The sequence below is a fragment of the Micromonospora sp. DT229 genome (genome assembly GCF_049844505.1).
Classification (GTDB): Bacteria; Actinomycetota; Actinomycetes; order Mycobacteriales; family Micromonosporaceae; genus Micromonospora.
Genome location: NZ_JBNCLD010000008.1, coordinates 224,952 through 242,483, shown reverse-complemented (window position 1 = coordinate 242,483; position 17,532 = coordinate 224,952). Strand labels below are relative to the sequence as shown.

Sequence of the window (17,532 nt, the reverse complement as noted above, 5' to 3'; positions counted from 1 at the left end):
GGGCTCGGCGGTTGCGGGGCGGGGGCGTTACCGGCGGGGGGGGTGGCCCGCCGTACCCCCCACAGGGCGGCGGCCGGGGGGGCCCCCCCCCCCGGCCCCACGACCGGTGGTGGTGTGAATCAGCCTGCGGTGCAGGACACGACCTGGGGTCGGGCCCCGGAGTTGCCGTTCATCATCGTGGTGAAGCCGAAGGTGTTGCCGCTGCCGTTGGAGCGCATCGTCATCACGTTGCCGCTGCCGTCCCAGGTGGGGCTGCCACTCCAGGTGGCGGAGATCCGCTGCGGCGGGGTGATGTTGACCACCACGGACCAGTTGTTGGCGCCGCTGACCGTGACCGAGGTGTTGTAACGGTCACCCCAGACCTGGCCGGGGGTCATCGTCGCGGTGCAGCCGCCGGGGTTGGTGGGCGGCGGGGTGGTGCCGGGCGGCGGGGTGGTCGGGTCGCCGCCACCGGGGGCGGCGCTGTTCAGCGCGTTGAGCACCGCGGTGTAGGCGGCCTTCTTGTTGCCGCCACCGTCGAACAGCAGCGGGCTCTCGTTGGACCGCCACGAGTCGGAGTCCCGGATGCCCCAGACGGTGATGCCCTTGCAGCGCGGGACGGCGAGGCAGTCGTTGACCGTGTTGCGGTAGGCGTCGCTCGGCGCGTTGCGGATGTCCAGCTCGGTGATGTGCACGTCGACGCCGAGGGCGGCGAAGCTGGACAGGGTGGTGCGGTAGTTGCTCGGGTAGTTCGACCCGCCGGTGAAGTGCGACTGGAGACCGACGCAGTCGATCGGCACGCCGCGCTGCTTGAAGTCCCGCACCATCCGGTAGACGGCCTGGGTCTTCGCGTCGTTCCAGTTGTCGATGTTGTAGTCGTTGTAACACAGCTGCGCGTTCGGGTCGGCGGTGCGCGCGGCGCGGAAGGCCGCCTCGATCCAGTCGCTGCCGGTGCGCTCCAGGTTGGAGTTGCGGCGGGCACCGCTGGAGCCGTCCTCGAACGCCTCGTTCACCACGTCCCACCAGGCGATCTGGCCGCGGTAGTGGGTGGCGACCTGGGTCACGTGGTTGAGCATGGCATTACGCAGCTGCTGGCCGGACATGTTCCGCATCCAGTCCGGCTGCTGCGAGTGCCAGGCCAGGGTGTGGCCCCGGACCTGCATGTTGCGGCTGCGCGCGTGCTGGACGAGCCGGTCGCCGTTGCCCCAGTTGAACTGCCCCTGCTGCGGCTGGAGCGCGTCGATCTTCATTTCGTTCTCGGCGGTGACCTGGTTGAACTCGCGGTTCAGGATGTTCGTGTACGCCGAGTCGTTGAGCCGGTTCACCGCGACCGCGGTGCCGAAGTAGCGTCCGCTCTGTGCTGCCGCGGCACCGAGGGTGGCCTCGGCGGCGCTGGCGTTGCTGGGCAGCACCACAGCACCCGCCGCTGCCATCAGACCGACGGCGGACAGCGCCAGGGCCGCTCGCAGCCGTCTCGGCCGTCCGGGTGCTCGGGAGGAATCCTTGCTCATCTGATGCTCCTTCCGGGTCCGGTGGCCCGAGGGCGGGCAGCATGAATCCGGACTCGCGGGATAGGGACGATGCCCGCGATTCCCTGACAAAGGGATCGCATCGGCCTTACTGGCCGGAAGTATTTCAGCGCAGTTTCACGCCCGTCAATGGTTTCCGGAAGTTTACCGGAAGTTTCGACGCCACCCTGGGTGCGAAGTTGGGCGCTTCGCACCCGGGGGGCGTGGATCGGACGTGCCCGGAACTATCGGGCGACGCAGGCGGGAGACAGTCCGGGAGCCGTGCCGGTGCCCTGGAAGCCGAACTCCGTCGACTGGCCCGCGGCAACCGATCCGTTGTAGCTGGCGTTGGTGAAGGTGACCGTGCCGCCGCTGCCGCTCTGGGTGGCGTTCCAGGCGTTCGTCACGCCGGCCCCGGCCGGCAGAGAAACGGTCACGGCCCAGCCGTTGAGCGGTGCGGATCCGGCGGTCACCCGCACCGTGGCGACGAAACCACCGGTCCACTGGTTGATCGACGCCACAGCCGTGCAACCACCCCCAGCGGGCGGCGGCGTGGTCGACGGAGGCGGGGTCGTCGAGGGAGGCGGGGTGGTCGACGGGGGCGGGGTCGTCGACGGGGGCGGGGTGGTCGACGGGGGCGGGGTCGTCGACGGGGGCGGGGTCGTCGGGCCGTCGACGAGGGTGGGAGTCTGCCAGTCCCGCCATTCGGCGAGGTTGCCGGCTTTCCGGCTGGAGATCCGGAAGGTGCCGGTACTGCTGCCGGTCTTCAACAGGAACTTCTGGATGTGCTGCTGCAGCGGCGCCCGCCACTCCGACCTGGCGGCGCAGTGCGTACCGTCCTGCACGTCGGACCAGTAGGTGATGTTCTCGGCCGCGCCGAGCGCCCGGTAGACCTCCGCACCGGCCAGGGCGGCCACACTGCTGGATCGGGCGGCCAGCCAGTCGATGTGCGGGTTGTCCATGATGAACAGCCCGCGCGGTGCCACCAGGGCCAACGTCTGGTGGGTGTCCACCGGCAGGTTGGCGGGGTTTCCGGTAAACGAACCGAAAGCATCACCGAGCCAGGGCTGTTCGCCGTAGGCGCTGCTCAACGGCTGGGCACCGGACTCACCAGGGATGCCGCGAAAGATCGGAGAGCCGGCGGAGCCGGACTCGATCGGCATGGTCAGCGCGATGCGTTGGTCGAACGCGCCGGCGACGAGGGCACCCTTGCCGTACCGGGAACAGCCGGTCACGCCGGTCGCGTCGGCTCGAAGAATGGTGCGGTTCGACTGTTCGATGACATCGATGATCCGGCTCACGCCCCAGGCCCAGGCGGCGAGCAGCCCGGTGCCGGCGGATGAGCCGTAGATGCTGTAGAAGGCGCCCTGCTTGTTGTTACGTGGAGTGCCCTCCCGCCCTACGGCGAGCGGGTCGTAGTTGATGACGGCGGCGCCAGCGGCCCGGATGGCGGCCGTGTCCGCGCCGAATCCGCCCAGGACGACGACAGCCGGGAACGGTCCGGTGCCGCTGGGCAGCGCGACGCTCGCGGAGAAACTGGCGCTGCGGCCGTTGTCAGCCACGTTCACGGTGATGTTGGTACTGGTGACCGTGCCCGAAACGCTCTGCGGTCTACCCGGCTTCTCACCGTAGACGTACCGCTCCGCCAACCGTTTGGTCTCCGCGCGCAGGCAGCGCCAATCCGATTTCGCGGAGATCCGGGTGTTGTCGATCCGGCGAAACGGATCAGGCAGCCGCGAGTTCGCGGTGAGCTGACCGGGAATGGTCACGGAACAGTCCGCCCCCTCGTCCTCCACGGGTGCGGCGACCAAGGCTTCGCCACCCGAGGCCCGGGCGAACCGGGTCTGTGCTGTCACCGTCACCGATGCCACGACCGCCAGGACCGCCAGCAGGGCGACCGTCCATCGGAACGTGAAGCGATCCTTACGGTTGATCACCGAAGGTCTCCTTCCGGGCAGAGGATCGGATCGGAGCTAGATCGACATCTGTCGATCGCCAGTCTGGCGAGTTTCCGCCGGGTGAGCGATCGATGTCAATATGGTTTCGGGGACTTCCGGTGCCGGAAGTTTCAGAAACCACCCGACAGTCGACCCGGGCGGTCGAAGATCGTTCGCAATCCGCCGCGAGCAGGAGATCTGTCGCCGGTAGCCGGATCGCTGGCGCGCCCCACCCCACCCACACATCCCGGGAAACGACAGCGTGATTGACCACATTCAATGTGTTGGTCTACTATTCCCGAAATAGTTCCCGCAAGTTAACCGGAAGTTTCGGCTGCGTTCGGCTGCTCGTCCACGGCGGTCGCGAACCGCGTGGACAACGCCGGGCCGACGCGGCAGCGACCCAGGAGGACGTACGAGATGCCGCAGCTCGTCCTGTTCGCCATCGACATCTGCGCGGTGGTACTGCTCGTCTTCGGGCTCTACTTCCCACGCCACCGTCGCCGCGATCTCGTCGTCGCCTATCTGGGAGTCAACGTCGGCGTCCTCGCCGTGGCCAGCGCGCTGAGCGCCAGCAACGTCGGCGCCGGGCTCGGGTTGGGGCTGGCGCTGTTCGGCGTACTGTCGATCATCCGGCTGCGCTCGACGGAGCTCGACCAACACGAGGTGGCCTACTACTTCTCGGCCCTGGCGCTGGGCATCCTCGGCGCGTTGAGCACCACCTCGGTCTGGCTCAGTGGCGGGCTGATGGGCCTCATCCTCGTGGTGATGTTCCTCGGCGACCACCCGCGGCTGCTCCGCCACTACCGGCACCAGATCATCGTGCTCGACTCCGCCGTCACCGACCAGGTCACGCTCGTGGCCCAGCTGGAGCAACTGCTCGGCGCCCGGGTGCACACCGCCACCGTGCAGCGACTCGACATGGTCAACGAGACCACCCTGGTCGACGTGCGGTATTCGGTGCGGGGCCGAGGTGGCGCCCCGGTCGCCGCCGGCCGACCCGCTCAGGCGGGAGCAGGCCGATGACCCCGATCACCGCGCCCCTGGCGGACCTCGCGCCGGTCGGGCTGACCGAACTCGTCGACCAGGCCGCGCTGCAGACCCGTGTCGACCGTAAGTACCTCGTACCCCTGGAGGAGGTGTCGCAGCTACTGGCGCAGCTGTCCGCGTGCGCCCGGGTGTTGGAGATCGACGCCGCCCGCGTGTTCCGCTACGAGTCGGTGTACTTCGACACCCCCCGGCTGGCCAGCTACCACTGCGCGGCGTACCGGCGACGCAGGCGCTTCAAGGTCCGCACCCGAAGCTACCTGGACTCCGCGCAGTGCTGGCTGGAAGTCAAGATCAGTGGAGCACGGGGCAGCATCACCAAGCACCGGTTGCCGTACCGGCCACAGGACCGCGCCACCGTGCATCCCGGCCGCGCCTTCGTGCAGGAGGCACTGGAACGCGAGGACATCTGCCCGCTCGCCGACAGCCCGCTGGATCCGGTGCTGGTCACCACCTATCAACGGGTGACCCTGCTGCTGCCCGCCACCGCCAGCCGGGTCACCGTCGACACCGAACTGACCTGGCAGGACGGCGACCGTACGCTGCGGTTGCCCGACCTCGCCGTGGTCGAGACCAAGACCACCCGGGCCGCCTCAGCTGCCGATCGGCTGTTGTGGCAGCGGGGAACGCGGCCCGTGCGCATCTCCAAGTACGCCACCGGGCTCGCCGCCCTACGACCGGAACTGCCGGACTCGCCGTGGCGACGCACGCTGCGCCGCCACTTCCGCGACGTCACGTCGTCGGCGGGCACCGCACCATCCACCACCCCTCGATCCGTCCAGGAGGCATCGTGCGTCTGACACTGCGCAGCACACGCATCGTGGCCGCCCCGGCGCGAGGCATCGGCGTCGTCGCCGCCGCCGTGCTGGTCGCCGGACTCCTCGTCCCCGCTCCACCGCCGGCCGGTGCCGAACCCACCGGCACCGGCGACCGTTCCGCCACCGGCAACCGTTCCGCCACCGAGGCCGTTGCGGCCACCGCCGCCGCCGACGACCTGCTGGGGGACATCACCTTCTCCGTACCCAGCGGCACCTTCGCCGGTGAGGTCGCGGTGTCGCTGGGCACCACCGTCAGCGACGCCCAGATCCGATACACCACCGACGGGCGGCTGCCCACCGCGCAGTCGACGCTCTACTCCGGCTCACCGCTGCGGCTGACCCGGACCACCCAACTGCGGGCCCAGGCCTTCGTCGGGCAGACGGCCACCGGCGCACCCGGCACCGCCATGTACGTCGCCCGCAACACCACCACCGCCCACGACCTGCCAGTGATCCTGATCGACTCGTACGGGGCCGGGCGTCCCCAGCGGGACTACTTCGACGCCGCCACCATGATCTTCGAGCCCGGTGGTGGCAACACCTCGCTGGCCGCCGCGCCCACCGTGGCGACCCGCGCCGGGTTCCGGCTGCGCGGGCAGTCGTCGTCGAGCTTCGACAAGACGCCGTACCGGATCGAGTTCTGGGACAACGACGACGATGACGCCGACTATCCGGTGCTGGGCATGCCGGCCGACTCGGACTGGGTGCTGCGCGGCCCGTTCACCGACAAGGCGCTGATCCGGGAGGCGTTCGTCTACGACCTGGGTCGGGAGATGGGCCTGCCCGCTCCCCGGTACGCCTTCGCGGAGTTCTATCTCAACACCGACGCCGGGCCGGTCGGCGCCGACGACTACATGGGCGTCTACATGATCGTGGAGACGATCAAGAACTCGAAGAACCGCCTCGACCTCAAGCAGTTGCGCGCCGACGACCGGACGCTGCCGAGGATCACCGGCGGCTACATCTTCAAGTTCGAGTGGATGGCCGCCGAGGAACCGATTCTGCCGTGCACCGGTCCCGCCGCCACCTGCTGGAACTACCTGGAGGTCGCCGACCCGTCCCCGCTGCAACCGGAGCAGCGTGACTGGCTACGCAACCACATCCAGGAGTTCCACAACGTGCTGCGGGCACCGAACTTCGCCGACCCGACGACCGGCTATCGCGCGTACATCGACGTGGACTCCTTCATCGACCAGCTCATCGTCAACGAGTTGAGCCGGGAGATGGACTCCTACGTGCGCAGCGCGTACTTCTACAAGGACCGGGACACCAAGATCTTCGCCGGGCCGCTGTGGGACTACGACCTCAGCTTCGGGGTGGGCGGCTACTTCGCCAACGACCAGACCTCCGGCTGGCAGCACCAGCAGGGCCGACAGCCGCTGGCGAACGACTGGTTCACGCAACTGCTGCGCGACCCGGCCTTCGTCGACCAGGTCCGGCTGCGCTGGCAGACGCTGCGCCGCGGCCCGCTGTCCGACGCGGCGTTGCAGTCCCGCCTCAACTCGCTGAGCACGCCGCTGACCAACGCGGCGCAGCGAAACTTCCAACGCTGGCCGAACCTGAGCACCCGGATGATCGGCCCGTTCATCACCCCGACCGCACCGACCTGGCAGGGACAGGTGCAGTACCTGCGGGACTGGATGCTGCGCCGCGCCGCGTGGCTGGACTCGACCGCCGGTTGGGGCGGCCCCACCACCACTCCCCCGCCGACCACTCCCCCGCCGACCACCCCGCCGCCGGGCGGGAACGCCTGCACGGCGACGTACGCGGTGACCAATCAGTGGACCGGCGGCTTCCAGGCCGAGGTACGGGTCACCGCCGGCTCGGCCGCGATCGGCAACTGGACGGTGACCTGGACCTTCGCCAACGGGCAGACGATCAGCCAGGCGTGGAACGCGACCGTCACCAGCCAGGGATCGGCGGTCACCGCCCGCAACGTCAGCTACAACGGCACCCTGGCCCCGGGCGCCAGCACCACGTTCGGCTTCCTCGGCACGTTCGGCAGCACGAACACCGCCCCGACACCGAGTTGCACGGCAAGCTGACCGGGTGATCCGTTCCTGGCACCGGGCAGCCCGCTCCGGTGCCAGGAACATCTGCTCCGTCCTAGATCAGCTCGACCGGGATGGACTCACCCTCGCCTCGCTGCGGCAGCCCCACCTGATCCGGTCGTCGGGATGAGGTCAGCGAGCAGTTCCTCGATGCGGGTCTTGATCTCGTCGCGGATCGGGCGCACGGCTTCGACGCCCTTGCCGGCCGGGTCTTCGAGCTTCCAGTCCTCGTAGCGTCTGCCTGGGAAGACGGGGCAGACGTCGCCGCAGCCCATGGTGATGACGACGTCGGACGCTTCGACGGTGTCGTACTCAAGGAGTTCGGGGGTCTGGTCGGTGATGTCGATGCCGACCTCGCGCATGGCTTCGACGGCGGCGGGGTTGATGGTCTTCGCGGGGGCGGACCCGGCGGAGCGGACCTCGACGCTGTCGCCGGCGAGGTGGCGCAGCCAGCCGGCGGCCATCTGGGAGCGGCCGGCGTTGTGCACACAGACGAACAGGACGCTGGGCTTGTCGTCGGACACGGATCTTCCTATCGGTGGGTGCGGTGGTCGGTGAGGTCTTCGAGCAGCGCCCGCACGCGGGTGTCGATGTCGTCGCGCACGGCGCGCGTCACGTCGAGGTCATCGTCGGTGAGGTCCGCCAGGTCCCAGTCCAGGTAGCGCTTGCCACTGATGATGGGGCAGGCGTCGCCGAGGTCGATACCGACCTCGGCGAGCACGGCTGCGGCGGCCACCCTTTCCGGCACGGCGTCGACGGTGAGCAGCGTCGGCATCTGGTTCATGACCGGCTCCGGGAGACCGTGGCAGGCTGGGTGACCGGGTCGGCGGGGAACAGACGTCGACGCAGGGCGAGGCTGACGTAGACCAGGGCGACCAGCACCGGGACCTCGATGAGCGGACCGACGACACCGGCGAGGGCCTGGCCGCTGGTGACGCCGAACGTACCGATGGCCACGGCGATGGCTAGTTCGAAGTTGTTGCCGGCGGCGGTGAAAGCGAGGGTGGTGGTGCGTTCGTAGTTCAGCCCGATGGCCCGGCCGAGGGCGTAGGAGCCGGCCCACATGACCGCGAAGTAGACCAGCAGCGGCACCGCGATCAACACGACGTCCCACGGCTGCGAGGTGATGGCGTCGCCCTGCAGAGCGAACAGGATGACGATGGTGAAGAGCAGCCCGTAGAGGGCTACCGGTCCGATCTTCGGCAGGAAGCGGTTCTCGTACCAGGTGCGGCCCTTCGCGCGTTCGCCGAGCCGACGGGTGAGGTAGCCGGCGAGCAGCGGGATGCCGAGGAAGATCAACACGTTGACCGCGATGTCCCACCCGGACACCTGCAACTGCGCGCCGGCCAGGTTGAGCCAGTCCGGCAGCACGGACAGGTAGAACCAGCCGAGCAGACCGAACGCGAGGACCTGGAACACGGAGTTGAGGGCGACGAGAACGGCGGCGGCTTCGCGGTCGCCGCAGGCCAGATCGTTCCAGATGATGACCATGGCGATGCAACGGGCGAGGCCGACGATGATCAGGCCGGTGCGGTATTCGGCGTGGTCGGCGAGGAAGATCCAGGCGAGGGCGAACATGAGGGCCGGGCCGAGAATCCAGTTGAGCAGCAGCGAGGACAGCAGCAGCCGACGATCGCCGGTGACGGAGTCGAGCCGGTCGTAGCGGACCTTGGCCAGCACCGGATACATCATGACCAGCAGGCCGAACGCGATCGGCAGGGAGATCCCGCCGACCGTGACCGCTTCCAGGGCGGCGTTCAGGCCGGGGATGATCCGGCCGAGCAGCAGACCGGCGGCCATGGCCAGACCGATCCACAGCGGGAGGAACCGGTCGAGGCACGACAGTCGCGCGACAACCGCCGGCGGTACGTCGCCAGCCGTGGTGGTGTTCGTCATGTCAGCAGGTCCTGAAGTTCTCGCAGTGGGCCCGGGCCTGCGCGGCGAGGTCCGCCAGGTGCAGCGCCGCACCCTGTAGGACGTCCGGTACGAGCCGGTAGTAGGTGAAGCGCCCGCGTGGCTCGGCGGTCACGACGCCGGCTTCACGCAGCAGCTTGAGATGTCCGGACACGTTGGGCTGCTTCGCTCCGGTGTCCGCGACCAGGTGCGAGGTGGTCGCCGGGCCGGTGGCGAGGATCCGCACGATCTGCGCCCGCAGCGGGTCCGCCAACAACCGCACCACATCAGGATCGGCTGATATCAGCGCCTCCTGATTCGAGTCGGGTCGAGTGTCCGACACCGCCGACATGGCACGGGGCGATCTGTCGGTGTCACTGGTCAACAGGTTGCCGAGCAGATCCAGAGCCTCCCTGCGCACCCAGTAGTAGACCCAGGTGCCCCGGCGTTCGCAGTCGACCATGCCGGTTTCGCGCAGCACCCGCAGGTGGTGCGAGATGGTCGCCCCGGTCACGTCGAACGCCTCGGTCAGGTCACAGACGCAGACCTCCGTGGTGGAGGCGATGAGTGACAGCAGCCGCAGCCTGATGGGGTCACCCAACGCCTTGAACAGCGGCGCCAGCTCGCCGGCGACCTGCGGCGCGAGAGGCTGCACCGACAGCGGCGGGCAACAGCCCTGCGCCACAGCGGTGTCCAGCACGGAAAGGACCGACATGCGTCTAGCTTGACAGTCGTCTAGCAACGATGCAAGGTAGGGGGCGTCAGTTCGACAAGAGTCGAGTCACCGATCAGCGGGGGCTGATGTCCGTGGCCCACACAGGGTCACGGCTGTCGACCGGCTTGCGCGATCGCATCGGGGCGTGGTGTCCGGCGGAACGCGTTTACCCACGTCAGGAAGCAGGGAGAGTCGTCATCATGAACGAGGACCAGAGCGCCGCAGCGTGCTGCGGCGCCACCCAGGCAGTCGAGCAGGCCGCCGCACAGGCCAGTGCGGGCGGCACCCCGGGCGCGAAGGTCGAGACAGCCGAGGCGGACGCAGGCTGCTGCAGCCCCGGCGACGCATCAGCCACGACTGATGACAGCGTGGCGGCCCGGACGACCGGGCAGGCCGGGCGGGTCGACGGGTCACACCCGGTCGTGGTCATCGGCGCCGGCCCGGTGGGGCTGGCCGCGGCGGCGCACCTGCACGAGCGGGGAATCCCATTCACCGTGCTGGAAGCCGGACCCTCGGCCGGGGCGGCAGTGGCCCAGTGGGGACACGTACGGTTGTTCTCGCCCTGGCGGTACAACGTCGACCACGCCGCCCGCCGACTGTTGGAGGCCGCCGGCTGGGTCGCCCCCGACCCCGACACGCTGCCCACCGGCGCGGAACTGGTCGAGGCGTACCTGCGGCCGCTGGCGATGCTGCCGCAGCTCGCCCCGCACGTCCGCCACGACGCCCCGGTCACGGCGATCGGCCGCGTCGGCGTCGACCGGGTCCGGACCGCCGGCCGTGAGCAGGCGCCGTTCGTCGTCCGCCTGGCCACCGGCGAGGACGTCCTCGCCTCAGCGGTCATCGACGCCTCCGGCACCTGGCACACCCCGAACGTGCTCGGCGCCAACGGGCTCCCCGCGCACGGCGAGACCGACCCCCAGACCAGGACCCTGATCGACGGCGCGCTGCCCGACGTGCTCGGCACCGACCGCGACCGATTCGCCGGCCGCCACACCGTAGTCGTCGGCGCGGGACACTCCGCCGCGAACACCCTGCTCGCGCTCGCCGAACTGGCTGGCCAGGAGTCGGGCACCACCATCACCTGGGCCACCCGGGGCGGCTCCATCGACCGGGCGATCGGCGGCGGGGACGCCGACGCGCTACCCGGCCGTGGGGCGTTGGGCACCGGAGTCAAGCTCCTCGCCGACTCCGGTCGGGTCCGGTTGGTCACCGACTTCGCCGTGCACGCCGTCTCCGCCGTCGACGGGCACGTCCGGCTGACCGCCGCCGACGGGCGGGCGTTGACCGCCGACCGGATCATCGCCGCCACCGGCTTCCGACCCGATCACCGCATCGCCGCCGAACTGCGCCTCGACCTCGACCCCGTGCTGGGCTGCACCCGGGCACTGGCGCCGCTGATCGACCCGAACGACCATTCCTGCGGCACCGTCCGCCCGCACGGCGTCGACGAACTCACCCAACCCGAACCCGGCTACTTCGCCGTCGGCATGAAGTCCTACGGTCGCGCCCCGACCTTCCTGATGGCCACCGGCTACGAGCAGGTCCGCTCCATCGCCGCGGCCCTCGCCGGGGACTGGACCGCCGCCCGTGACGTGCAGCTGGACCTACCCGAGACCGGCGTCTGCTCCACCGCCCCGAGCGGGGACCTGTCTCTGGTCAGCCTCTCCCCCGGTGGCGGCTGCTGCGAGGGGTGACCGGCCGCCCCACCACCACCGCCAGGATCCCCGCCGGGCCGATGCCGGCGGGGACCACCCGGGTGTGGGCGCGGCGGGACTGCGGACCGACACCCGCCGCCGCCCCACCGACCGGGGTGTGGGTCGGCGGCGAATCAGCCGCCGTGTCCCTCGGCCGCACCGTCGGGGGCCAGGGCGCCGTCCGCGCCACCGGTGTCCAGGTGTACGTGTTGGTGGCCCTGTCCGGCGTCGATGTTGATCTGGTCCAGCTGGGTGGCCGCCACCGACCAGGTGGTCACGGCGACGGCGGCCTGCCGCGCGGCAAGTCTCAGCCGTTCCTCGGCCGGGTCAGCGGCTGCGGGCAGAGCCAGCGAGTCGACCGCGATGGCGGCCTGTTCCACCGAGCTGCGCAGCCCGCCACGGGCGACATTGGTGGCGGTCGTACCCGACGGCGGGTCGGCGAACGCCTGGGTCAGCCGGCGCATGGTCTGCTGCCACTGGCCGACCTGGGCCGCCTCGGGTGGGCGACCGGCCTCCGAGGCCTGTCGGACGGCCGTGAGGATGGGCGACAGCTCGTCTCCGGTGCGGTGGGCCAGCTCGGTGAGCTCGATGATCTGCTGCACGTCGCGCTCGGCCTCGGCCTGCTGGAGCCGCGCGATGCTCGCCTCGGTCTCGCTCGGCCGTCCCACGGAGTAGCCGATCAGCCCGCCGAGCAGGCCGGCAGCCAGCGCCGCCGCGGCGATGCCGGCGAGCAGGCGGGTCCGGGCAGACGCCTTGCGGGCGGGCGGATCGAGCAGGTAGGAGGGCTTTCCGGTCTTGGGGGACATCACGCTCCTCGCATCGACGACCATCTGGCTGGGAGATTAGCGCACGGTGGTGCCGGCCAATGCGATCATCAACGCCGGCAGGTGGCGGCCTCCGGTGGGAGACCGCCGTTACGCCACAATGGCGGTATCCCGCACCGGCTGACCCCGCCATATCGGCGATACGGCGGCGCCAACCCGAACCGACCGATCAGGCCGGTCCGACGGCGGGCGCCAAACCCGGGCGACCGGTCAGGCCTGGTCGGCGGCGGGTGCCGGGCGGGTGGCGGTCAGGAGGGCCACCAGGTCGTCGAGGGTGTCCAGGGCGGGCGCGGCGGCCAGGTCGATCTCGACGCCGTACTCCAGCTCGATCGCGTCGACCAGGCGCAGCAGTGCGAGTGAGTCGACGCCCAGGGCGATCAGGGAGTCGCCGGTAAGCACCTCGGCCGCCGCCACCTCGCCCGCCGTGGCCTCACCCACCAGGGCCGCGAGCCGCTCGCGCAGTTCCGTGTCAGCCACGTCTCAGGACTCCTTCTTCAGCTGTCGGACGATGTCGGCGATCTCGGCGATGGTCGGGGTGTCGAAGAAGGCGTCCAGCGGTACCTCCACCCCGATTCGCTGCTGGATGCGGCCGCTGATCCGGGTGATGGTCAACGAGTGTCCACCCAGGTCGAACAGGTCCTCGTGCGCCCCGATGTCGGGGAGCCGCAGCACCTCCTGCCAGATCAACCGCAACTGCGCGACCAGGGGATCGTCGTCGACCGGCCCGGTGGCCTCGACCTCGGTCGGCCGTTCGGCCGGGGCGGGCAGCGCGGCCCGGTCCACCTTGCCGTTGGCGTTCAACGGCAGCCGGTCGAGGGTGACGTAGTCGCTGGGCAGGGCCGCCTGCGGCAGGCTCGACGCGAGATGGTGACGCAGCTCAGCCGGCTCCGGCACAGTCCCCGGTCGGGGCACCAGGTAGGCGACCAGGCGCGGCTCGTCGGTGTCCTGCCGGAGCACGGTGACCGCCTCGGCCACCCCGGGGTGGTCCAGCAGCCGGGCGTCGATCTCCCCCAGCTCGATCCGGTGGCCCCGGATCTTGACCTGGTGATCGGTGCGGCCGAGGAACTCGATCTGCCCGTCCGGCCGCCACCGGCACCGGTCACCGGTGCGGTACATCCGGCCGCCGACGGGACTGTGCGGGTCGGGTACGAAGCGTTGCCCGGTCAGGTCGTCGCGCCCCAGGTAGCCGGCGGCCAGCCCGGCGCCGGCCAGGTGCAACTCACCGGGCAGGCCGATGGGCGCCGGCAGACCCGCGGTGTCCAGGATGTACGCCCGCACGTTCGGCAGCGGAGTGCCGATGGTGACCTCAGCCGGGTCGGCGGGAATGTCGGCCACGGTGGCGTACACGGTGGCTTCGGTCGGCCCGTACCCGTTGATCAACCGGGCGGTGCGGGCCCGCAGCTCCCGGGCCAGGGTGACCGGCAGCGCCTCGCCACCGGCGACCGCGACCAGCGGCGGCGTGGGGTCGCCCGGGGCGCCGAGGCCCGCCTCCAGCAGCACCCGCCAGCCGGACGGGGTGGCCTGGGCGTGGGTGACGCCGGCCGCACGGACCAACGCCAGCACGGCCGCGCCCTCCAGGGCGCTGACCTTCGAAGCCACCACCACCTGCCCGCCGGTGACCAGGGGCAGCAGGACCTCCACCCCGGAGATGTCGAACGACAGCGAGGTCAGGTGCAGCCAACGGTGCGTCGGCCCGCTGCCCAGCAGGTCCCGGAACCCGAACAGCACGTTCGCCAGGGGCCCGTGGCACACCGCCACCCCCTTGGGACGGCCGGTGGAACCGGAGGTGTAGAGCACATAGGCCAGCGCGTCGGCACCGGGGCGTTCGGCGGGTTCCGGCGGCACCGGGCCGTCGAGCAGGGCGACCTCGTCCAGGGCGAGGGTGGGCCGGTCCGAGACGGTCGGAGTGGCGGTCACCACCAGGGCCGGGGCGGCGTCGGCCAGCACCGCCTCCTGCCGGGCGGCCGGGTGAGCCGGGTCGATCGGCAGGTAGGCGGCGCCGCAGCGCAGCACCGCCAGCATGGTCACCACCGCCTGCCAGGACCGCTCCAGCGGCATCGCCACCAGCGATGCGGGGCCGACGCCGCATTGCCGCAACGCTCCGGCCAGCCGCCGGCTGGCCTCGTCCAGTCGGCGGTAGCTCAGCGTCAGGTCACCGTCGACCACGGCCGGGGCGTCCGGGGCCGCGGCGACCTGGGCGGCGAACAGGTCCGGCACGGTCGCCACCGGATAGCTGCGGGCGGTGTCGGTGCCGGCCCGGATGACCTGGTCGAGTTCCTCGTCGGACAGCAGCGGCAGCCGCGCCACCGGCCGGTCCGGGTCGGCGACCACGGCGGCGAGCAGGGTGTGCAGGTGTCCGCCGATGCGGCGTACCGCGTCGGTGTCGATGGCGGTGGGGCTGTGCTGAAGGCCGACCGTGATGCCGATGGGCGCGTCGACGATCTGCACGTGCAACGCGTTGCGGGCGGCACCGCTGAACAGGGTCCACTCCACCTGGCTGGGCACCCCGGGAAAAACCGGTTCGGCGGCACGCCGCCGGTAGCCGACGCTGACCGGGGTGAGCGCCGGTGCCGGACGCAGGCCGGGCACGGCATGGGCCAGCGGCACGGCCCGGTGCCGGTACACCTCACGCAGCCGGGCCCGCAGCGCCTGGGCGTGGTCGCGGAAGGTGGCCGTGGCGGCCTCGGCGGCGACCGGCAGTTCGTTGACGAACAGGCCGACCAGGTCGGCCTGTTCGGGGGTACGGGTGGACAACGACACCCCCACCGGGGTGTGCTGGTTGCCGTAGCGGGCCAGCAGGGCGTGCAGCGCCGCGAAGAGCACCTCGAAGCGGGTCACGCCCAGCGTTGCGGCCAGCCGGTCGACCCCCTCGACCAGTTCGGCGGGCAGGTCCGCGGCCACGGTGGCACCGGGTTCGGCGCCGGTGGGCAGCCGACGCAGACCGGGCAGGACCACGTCACCGGGGCCGGACCAGTGCCGGGCCCAGTACTCGCGGGCGGCGGGCAGGTCCGCGGCGAGCCGCTGCTGTTCGGCCGCGGCCAGGCCGGTGTGGTCGTCCGCGCGGGTCGGCGGGCCGGTCGGCTCCGCCGCCCGGGCGGCGGCGTACGCGACGGCCAGGTCCCGGGCCAGGACGTCCTTGGAGGTGCCGTCGAAGGCCACATGGTGTGCGGTGACCAGCAGCAGGTGGTCACCCTCGACGCCGGTGAGCAGGGTGAACCGGGCCAAGGGTCCGGTGTGCAGGTCGAAGGGGCGGGCGATCTCCTCGGCGATCCGGGCCTCGGTCAGGTCACCGAGGCCGACCGAGGGGCGGGTGTCGGCCGGGGCCAGGCGGGGGGTGCCGTCGTCGTCGCCGGTGAACCGGGCGGACAGGATCGGATGCCGCTCGATCACGCTCGTGCAGGCCGCGACGAGGGACTGCGTGTCGAGTTCGGCGCCGAACCGTACCCCCAACGCCATGTGATACGCCGTGCCGGCGGTCCCGGCCTGCTCGGTGAACCAGACCGCGTGCTGTGCGTAGGTCGCCTCGGCGGTGCCCACATCTGCTCCCCTGGTTGTGCTGGTGGTGGTCATTTCTCGAACAGGTCGGTGAGCTGCCGTTTGAGCACCTTGCCGCCCTCGTTGTGCGGCAGCCGGTCGAGCACCAGGACTCGGGCGGGCAACTGGTAGTCGGCCAGCCGGTCGGCGAGGAAGCCGCGGACCACCGGCAGGGTCAGGTCGTCCGGGCCGGCCGGTGGGCGGGGTACCAGGGCGGCAGCGACCGCCGAGCCGAGAACGGGATGCGGTACCCCTACCACGGCGGCCTCCGCGATCAGGGGGTGTTCGTACAGTGCCGCTTCCACCTCCAGGGTGGAGACCTTGAACGCCCCGGTCTTGATCACGTCCTGGTGCCGGTCGGTGAGGTACAGGTACCCGTCGGCGTCGAGGCGGCCGATGTCACCCATCCGCACCCACCCGTCGCGGAAGGTGGCCCGATTGGCGGCCTCGTCCCGGTAGTAGGCGCGGGTGAAGGGGGCCCGCAGCCACACGTCGCCGGTGCTGCCGACCGGCAGCGGGTTGCCGTCGGCGTCGGCGACCATCAGCTGCCCGCCGACCGGTCGGCCGACCGCGTCCCGCCGCGCCGGGTCGTAGATCATCGTGGTCTGCGCCGGGGCCGCCTCGGTGGAGGTGTAGTAGTTGACGATGGTCGCCGCCGGGAAGACCTCGGCCAGTCGGGCGGCGACCGCCGGTGCCAGCGGCGCGGCGGTGGACCCGATCAGCTGCACCCCGCTGGTGTCCCGCCCGCGCAGCGCGCCGGAGTCGAGCAGTTCGACGGCGATCGACGGGACCACGAAGACGGTGCCGGTGCCGGGTGCCTCGACCAGCCGGGCGAACCGGACCGGGGTGAAGCGGGGCAGGGTCAACGCACCGGCCTTGGCGGTGAGCGCGTTGAGCAGCATGGTCTGCCCGGCGTTGGTGCCGATGGCGAAGGCGTGCAGGAACCGCCGGGAGTGGGCCAGGGCCAGCCGGCGGGGATGCCGGGGTGCCCCGACGGTCAGGTTGGCGTGGCTGGCCGCCACCCCCTTGGGCCGCCCGGTGGTGCCGGAGGTGTAGAGGATCTGGGCCAGGTCACCGGGGCGGGCCGCCGCGGCGTCGAAAGGCTCGGGGGCCGCCTCGGTGAGCAGGTCCGCGCAGGTCCAGACCGGCAGCCCGGTCGGCACGGCCGGGGCGGGGGCCCCGTCGCCGTGCAGCACTGCGGTGGCCCCGCAGTGGGTCAGCGCGTACTCGAGTTGTCCGGGGGCGAGCCGGTCGGACAGCGGCACGGCCACCCCGCCGGCCCGCAGCACCCCGCAGTACGCGACGACGAAGCGGGTCCAGTCGTGGGCACCGAACAGCAGGCCCACCCGGTCACCCCGGCGCAGGCCCCGGGCCAGCAGGGCGGCGGCCAGCCGGTGGGACTCGGCGGCCCAGTCGGCGAAGGTCAGGGTGGCCACGCCGTGCACCTCGACGGCCACCTGTTCCGGGTGCAGGCCGACGCGCCAGTCCAGCAGGTCCGGCACCGTACGGGGTACGGGGGTCGTGGTGGCCAC

Annotated in this window: 13 protein-coding genes and 3 pseudogenes; 5 read left to right on the top strand and 11 right to left on the bottom strand. The window is 71.2% G+C overall.

The annotated features are described in order from the left end of the window. Window positions 1–119: 119 nt before the first annotated feature. Both ACLQ2T_RS15530 and ACLQ2T_RS15525 read right to left on the bottom strand, forming a co-directional pair. Window positions 120–1,490, bottom strand: a complete 1,371-nt coding sequence (locus ACLQ2T_RS15530) for an endo-1,4-beta-xylanase (protein WP_425766834.1) — start codon at window positions 1,488–1,490, stop codon at window positions 120–122. Window positions 1,491–1,732: 242 nt separating this feature from the next. Continuing rightward, on the bottom strand, window positions 1,733–3,424 hold the full coding sequence (locus ACLQ2T_RS15525; protein ID WP_425766833.1) for a cellulose binding domain-containing protein: 1,692 nt from the start codon (window positions 3,422–3,424) through the stop codon (window positions 1,733–1,735). A 420-nt stretch (window positions 3,425–3,844) separates the two neighbouring features. On the opposite strand from ACLQ2T_RS15525, the gene ACLQ2T_RS15520 reads away from it, so the two are divergent. From ACLQ2T_RS15520 to ACLQ2T_RS15505, 4 genes and pseudogenes are all read left to right on the top strand, one after another. After that, on the top strand, window positions 3,845–4,450 hold the full coding sequence (locus ACLQ2T_RS15520; RefSeq protein WP_425766832.1) for a DUF4956 domain-containing protein: 606 nt from the start codon (window positions 3,845–3,847) through the stop codon (window positions 4,448–4,450). After that, on the top strand, window positions 4,447–5,271 hold the full coding sequence (locus ACLQ2T_RS15515) for a polyphosphate polymerase domain-containing protein (protein WP_425766831.1): 825 nt from the start codon (window positions 4,447–4,449) through the stop codon (window positions 5,269–5,271). Before ACLQ2T_RS15520 ends, ACLQ2T_RS15515 begins: the two co-directional genes overlap by 4 nt. Next, a pseudogene (locus ACLQ2T_RS15510) lies at window positions 5,169–5,672 on the top strand (chitobiase/beta-hexosaminidase C-terminal domain-containing protein); the annotation flags it as partial. The gene ACLQ2T_RS15515 and the pseudogene ACLQ2T_RS15510, both read left to right, overlap by 103 nt. A gap of 24 nt (window positions 5,673–5,696) precedes the next feature. Then, entirely contained in the window at window positions 5,697–7,334 is a 1,638-nt protein-coding gene (locus ACLQ2T_RS15505) for a CotH kinase family protein (protein WP_425766980.1), read from the top strand. Between the two features lie 86 nt (window positions 7,335–7,420). On the opposite strand, the gene ACLQ2T_RS15500 is transcribed toward ACLQ2T_RS15505, so the two are convergent. The 5 genes and pseudogenes from ACLQ2T_RS15500 to ACLQ2T_RS15480 all read right to left on the bottom strand — a co-directional run. After that, on the bottom strand, window positions 7,421–7,864 hold the full coding sequence (locus ACLQ2T_RS15500; protein WP_425766830.1) for an arsenate reductase ArsC: 444 nt from the start codon (window positions 7,862–7,864) through the stop codon (window positions 7,421–7,423). Window positions 7,865–7,872: 8 nt separating this feature from the next. After that, a complete protein-coding gene (locus ACLQ2T_RS15495; RefSeq protein ID WP_425766829.1) occupies window positions 7,873–8,124 on the bottom strand; it encodes a hypothetical protein in 252 nt (83 codons plus the stop codon). Next, a complete protein-coding gene (arsB, locus tag ACLQ2T_RS15490; RefSeq protein ID WP_425766828.1) occupies window positions 8,121–9,236 on the bottom strand; it encodes an ACR3 family arsenite efflux transporter in 1,116 nt (371 codons plus the stop codon). The genes ACLQ2T_RS15495 and arsB overlap by 4 nt, the downstream gene beginning before the upstream one ends. Before the next feature lies 1 nt (window position 9,237). Then, window positions 9,238–9,510 (bottom strand): annotated as a pseudogene (locus ACLQ2T_RS15485) (ArsR/SmtB family transcription factor); the annotation flags it as partial. Window positions 9,511–9,606: 96 nt separating this feature from the next. After that, a pseudogene (locus tag ACLQ2T_RS15480) lies at window positions 9,607–9,948 on the bottom strand (ArsR/SmtB family transcription factor); the annotation flags it as partial. A gap of 200 nt (window positions 9,949–10,148) precedes the next feature. On the opposite strand from ACLQ2T_RS15480, the gene ACLQ2T_RS15475 reads away from it, so the two are divergent. After that, the gene (locus tag ACLQ2T_RS15475; RefSeq protein ID WP_425766826.1) at window positions 10,149–11,642 is read left to right on the top strand and encodes an FAD-dependent oxidoreductase; all 1,494 of its coding nucleotides are present in this window, start codon (window positions 10,149–10,151) and stop codon (window positions 11,640–11,642) included. 134 nt (window positions 11,643–11,776) lie between these two features. Here the strand turns inward: ACLQ2T_RS15475 and ACLQ2T_RS15470 are convergent, their stop codons facing one another. The 4 genes from ACLQ2T_RS15470 to ACLQ2T_RS15455 form a co-directional block, all read right to left on the bottom strand. After that, on the bottom strand, window positions 11,777–12,448 hold the full coding sequence (locus ACLQ2T_RS15470; RefSeq protein WP_425766825.1) for a hypothetical protein: 672 nt from the start codon (window positions 12,446–12,448) through the stop codon (window positions 11,777–11,779). 228 nt (window positions 12,449–12,676) lie between these two features. Then, window positions 12,677–12,943 (bottom strand): acyl carrier protein, encoded by a 267-nt coding sequence (locus tag ACLQ2T_RS15465; protein ID WP_425766824.1) that lies wholly within the window; start codon window positions 12,941–12,943, stop codon window positions 12,677–12,679. A gap of 3 nt (window positions 12,944–12,946) precedes the next feature. Beyond that, a complete protein-coding gene (locus tag ACLQ2T_RS15460; RefSeq protein ID WP_425766823.1) occupies window positions 12,947–16,003 on the bottom strand; it encodes a non-ribosomal peptide synthetase in 3,057 nt (1,018 codons plus the stop codon). Between the two features lie 29 nt (window positions 16,004–16,032). Continuing rightward, a complete protein-coding gene (locus tag ACLQ2T_RS15455) occupies window positions 16,033–17,532 on the bottom strand; it encodes a class I adenylate-forming enzyme family protein (RefSeq protein WP_425766822.1) in 1,500 nt (499 codons plus the stop codon).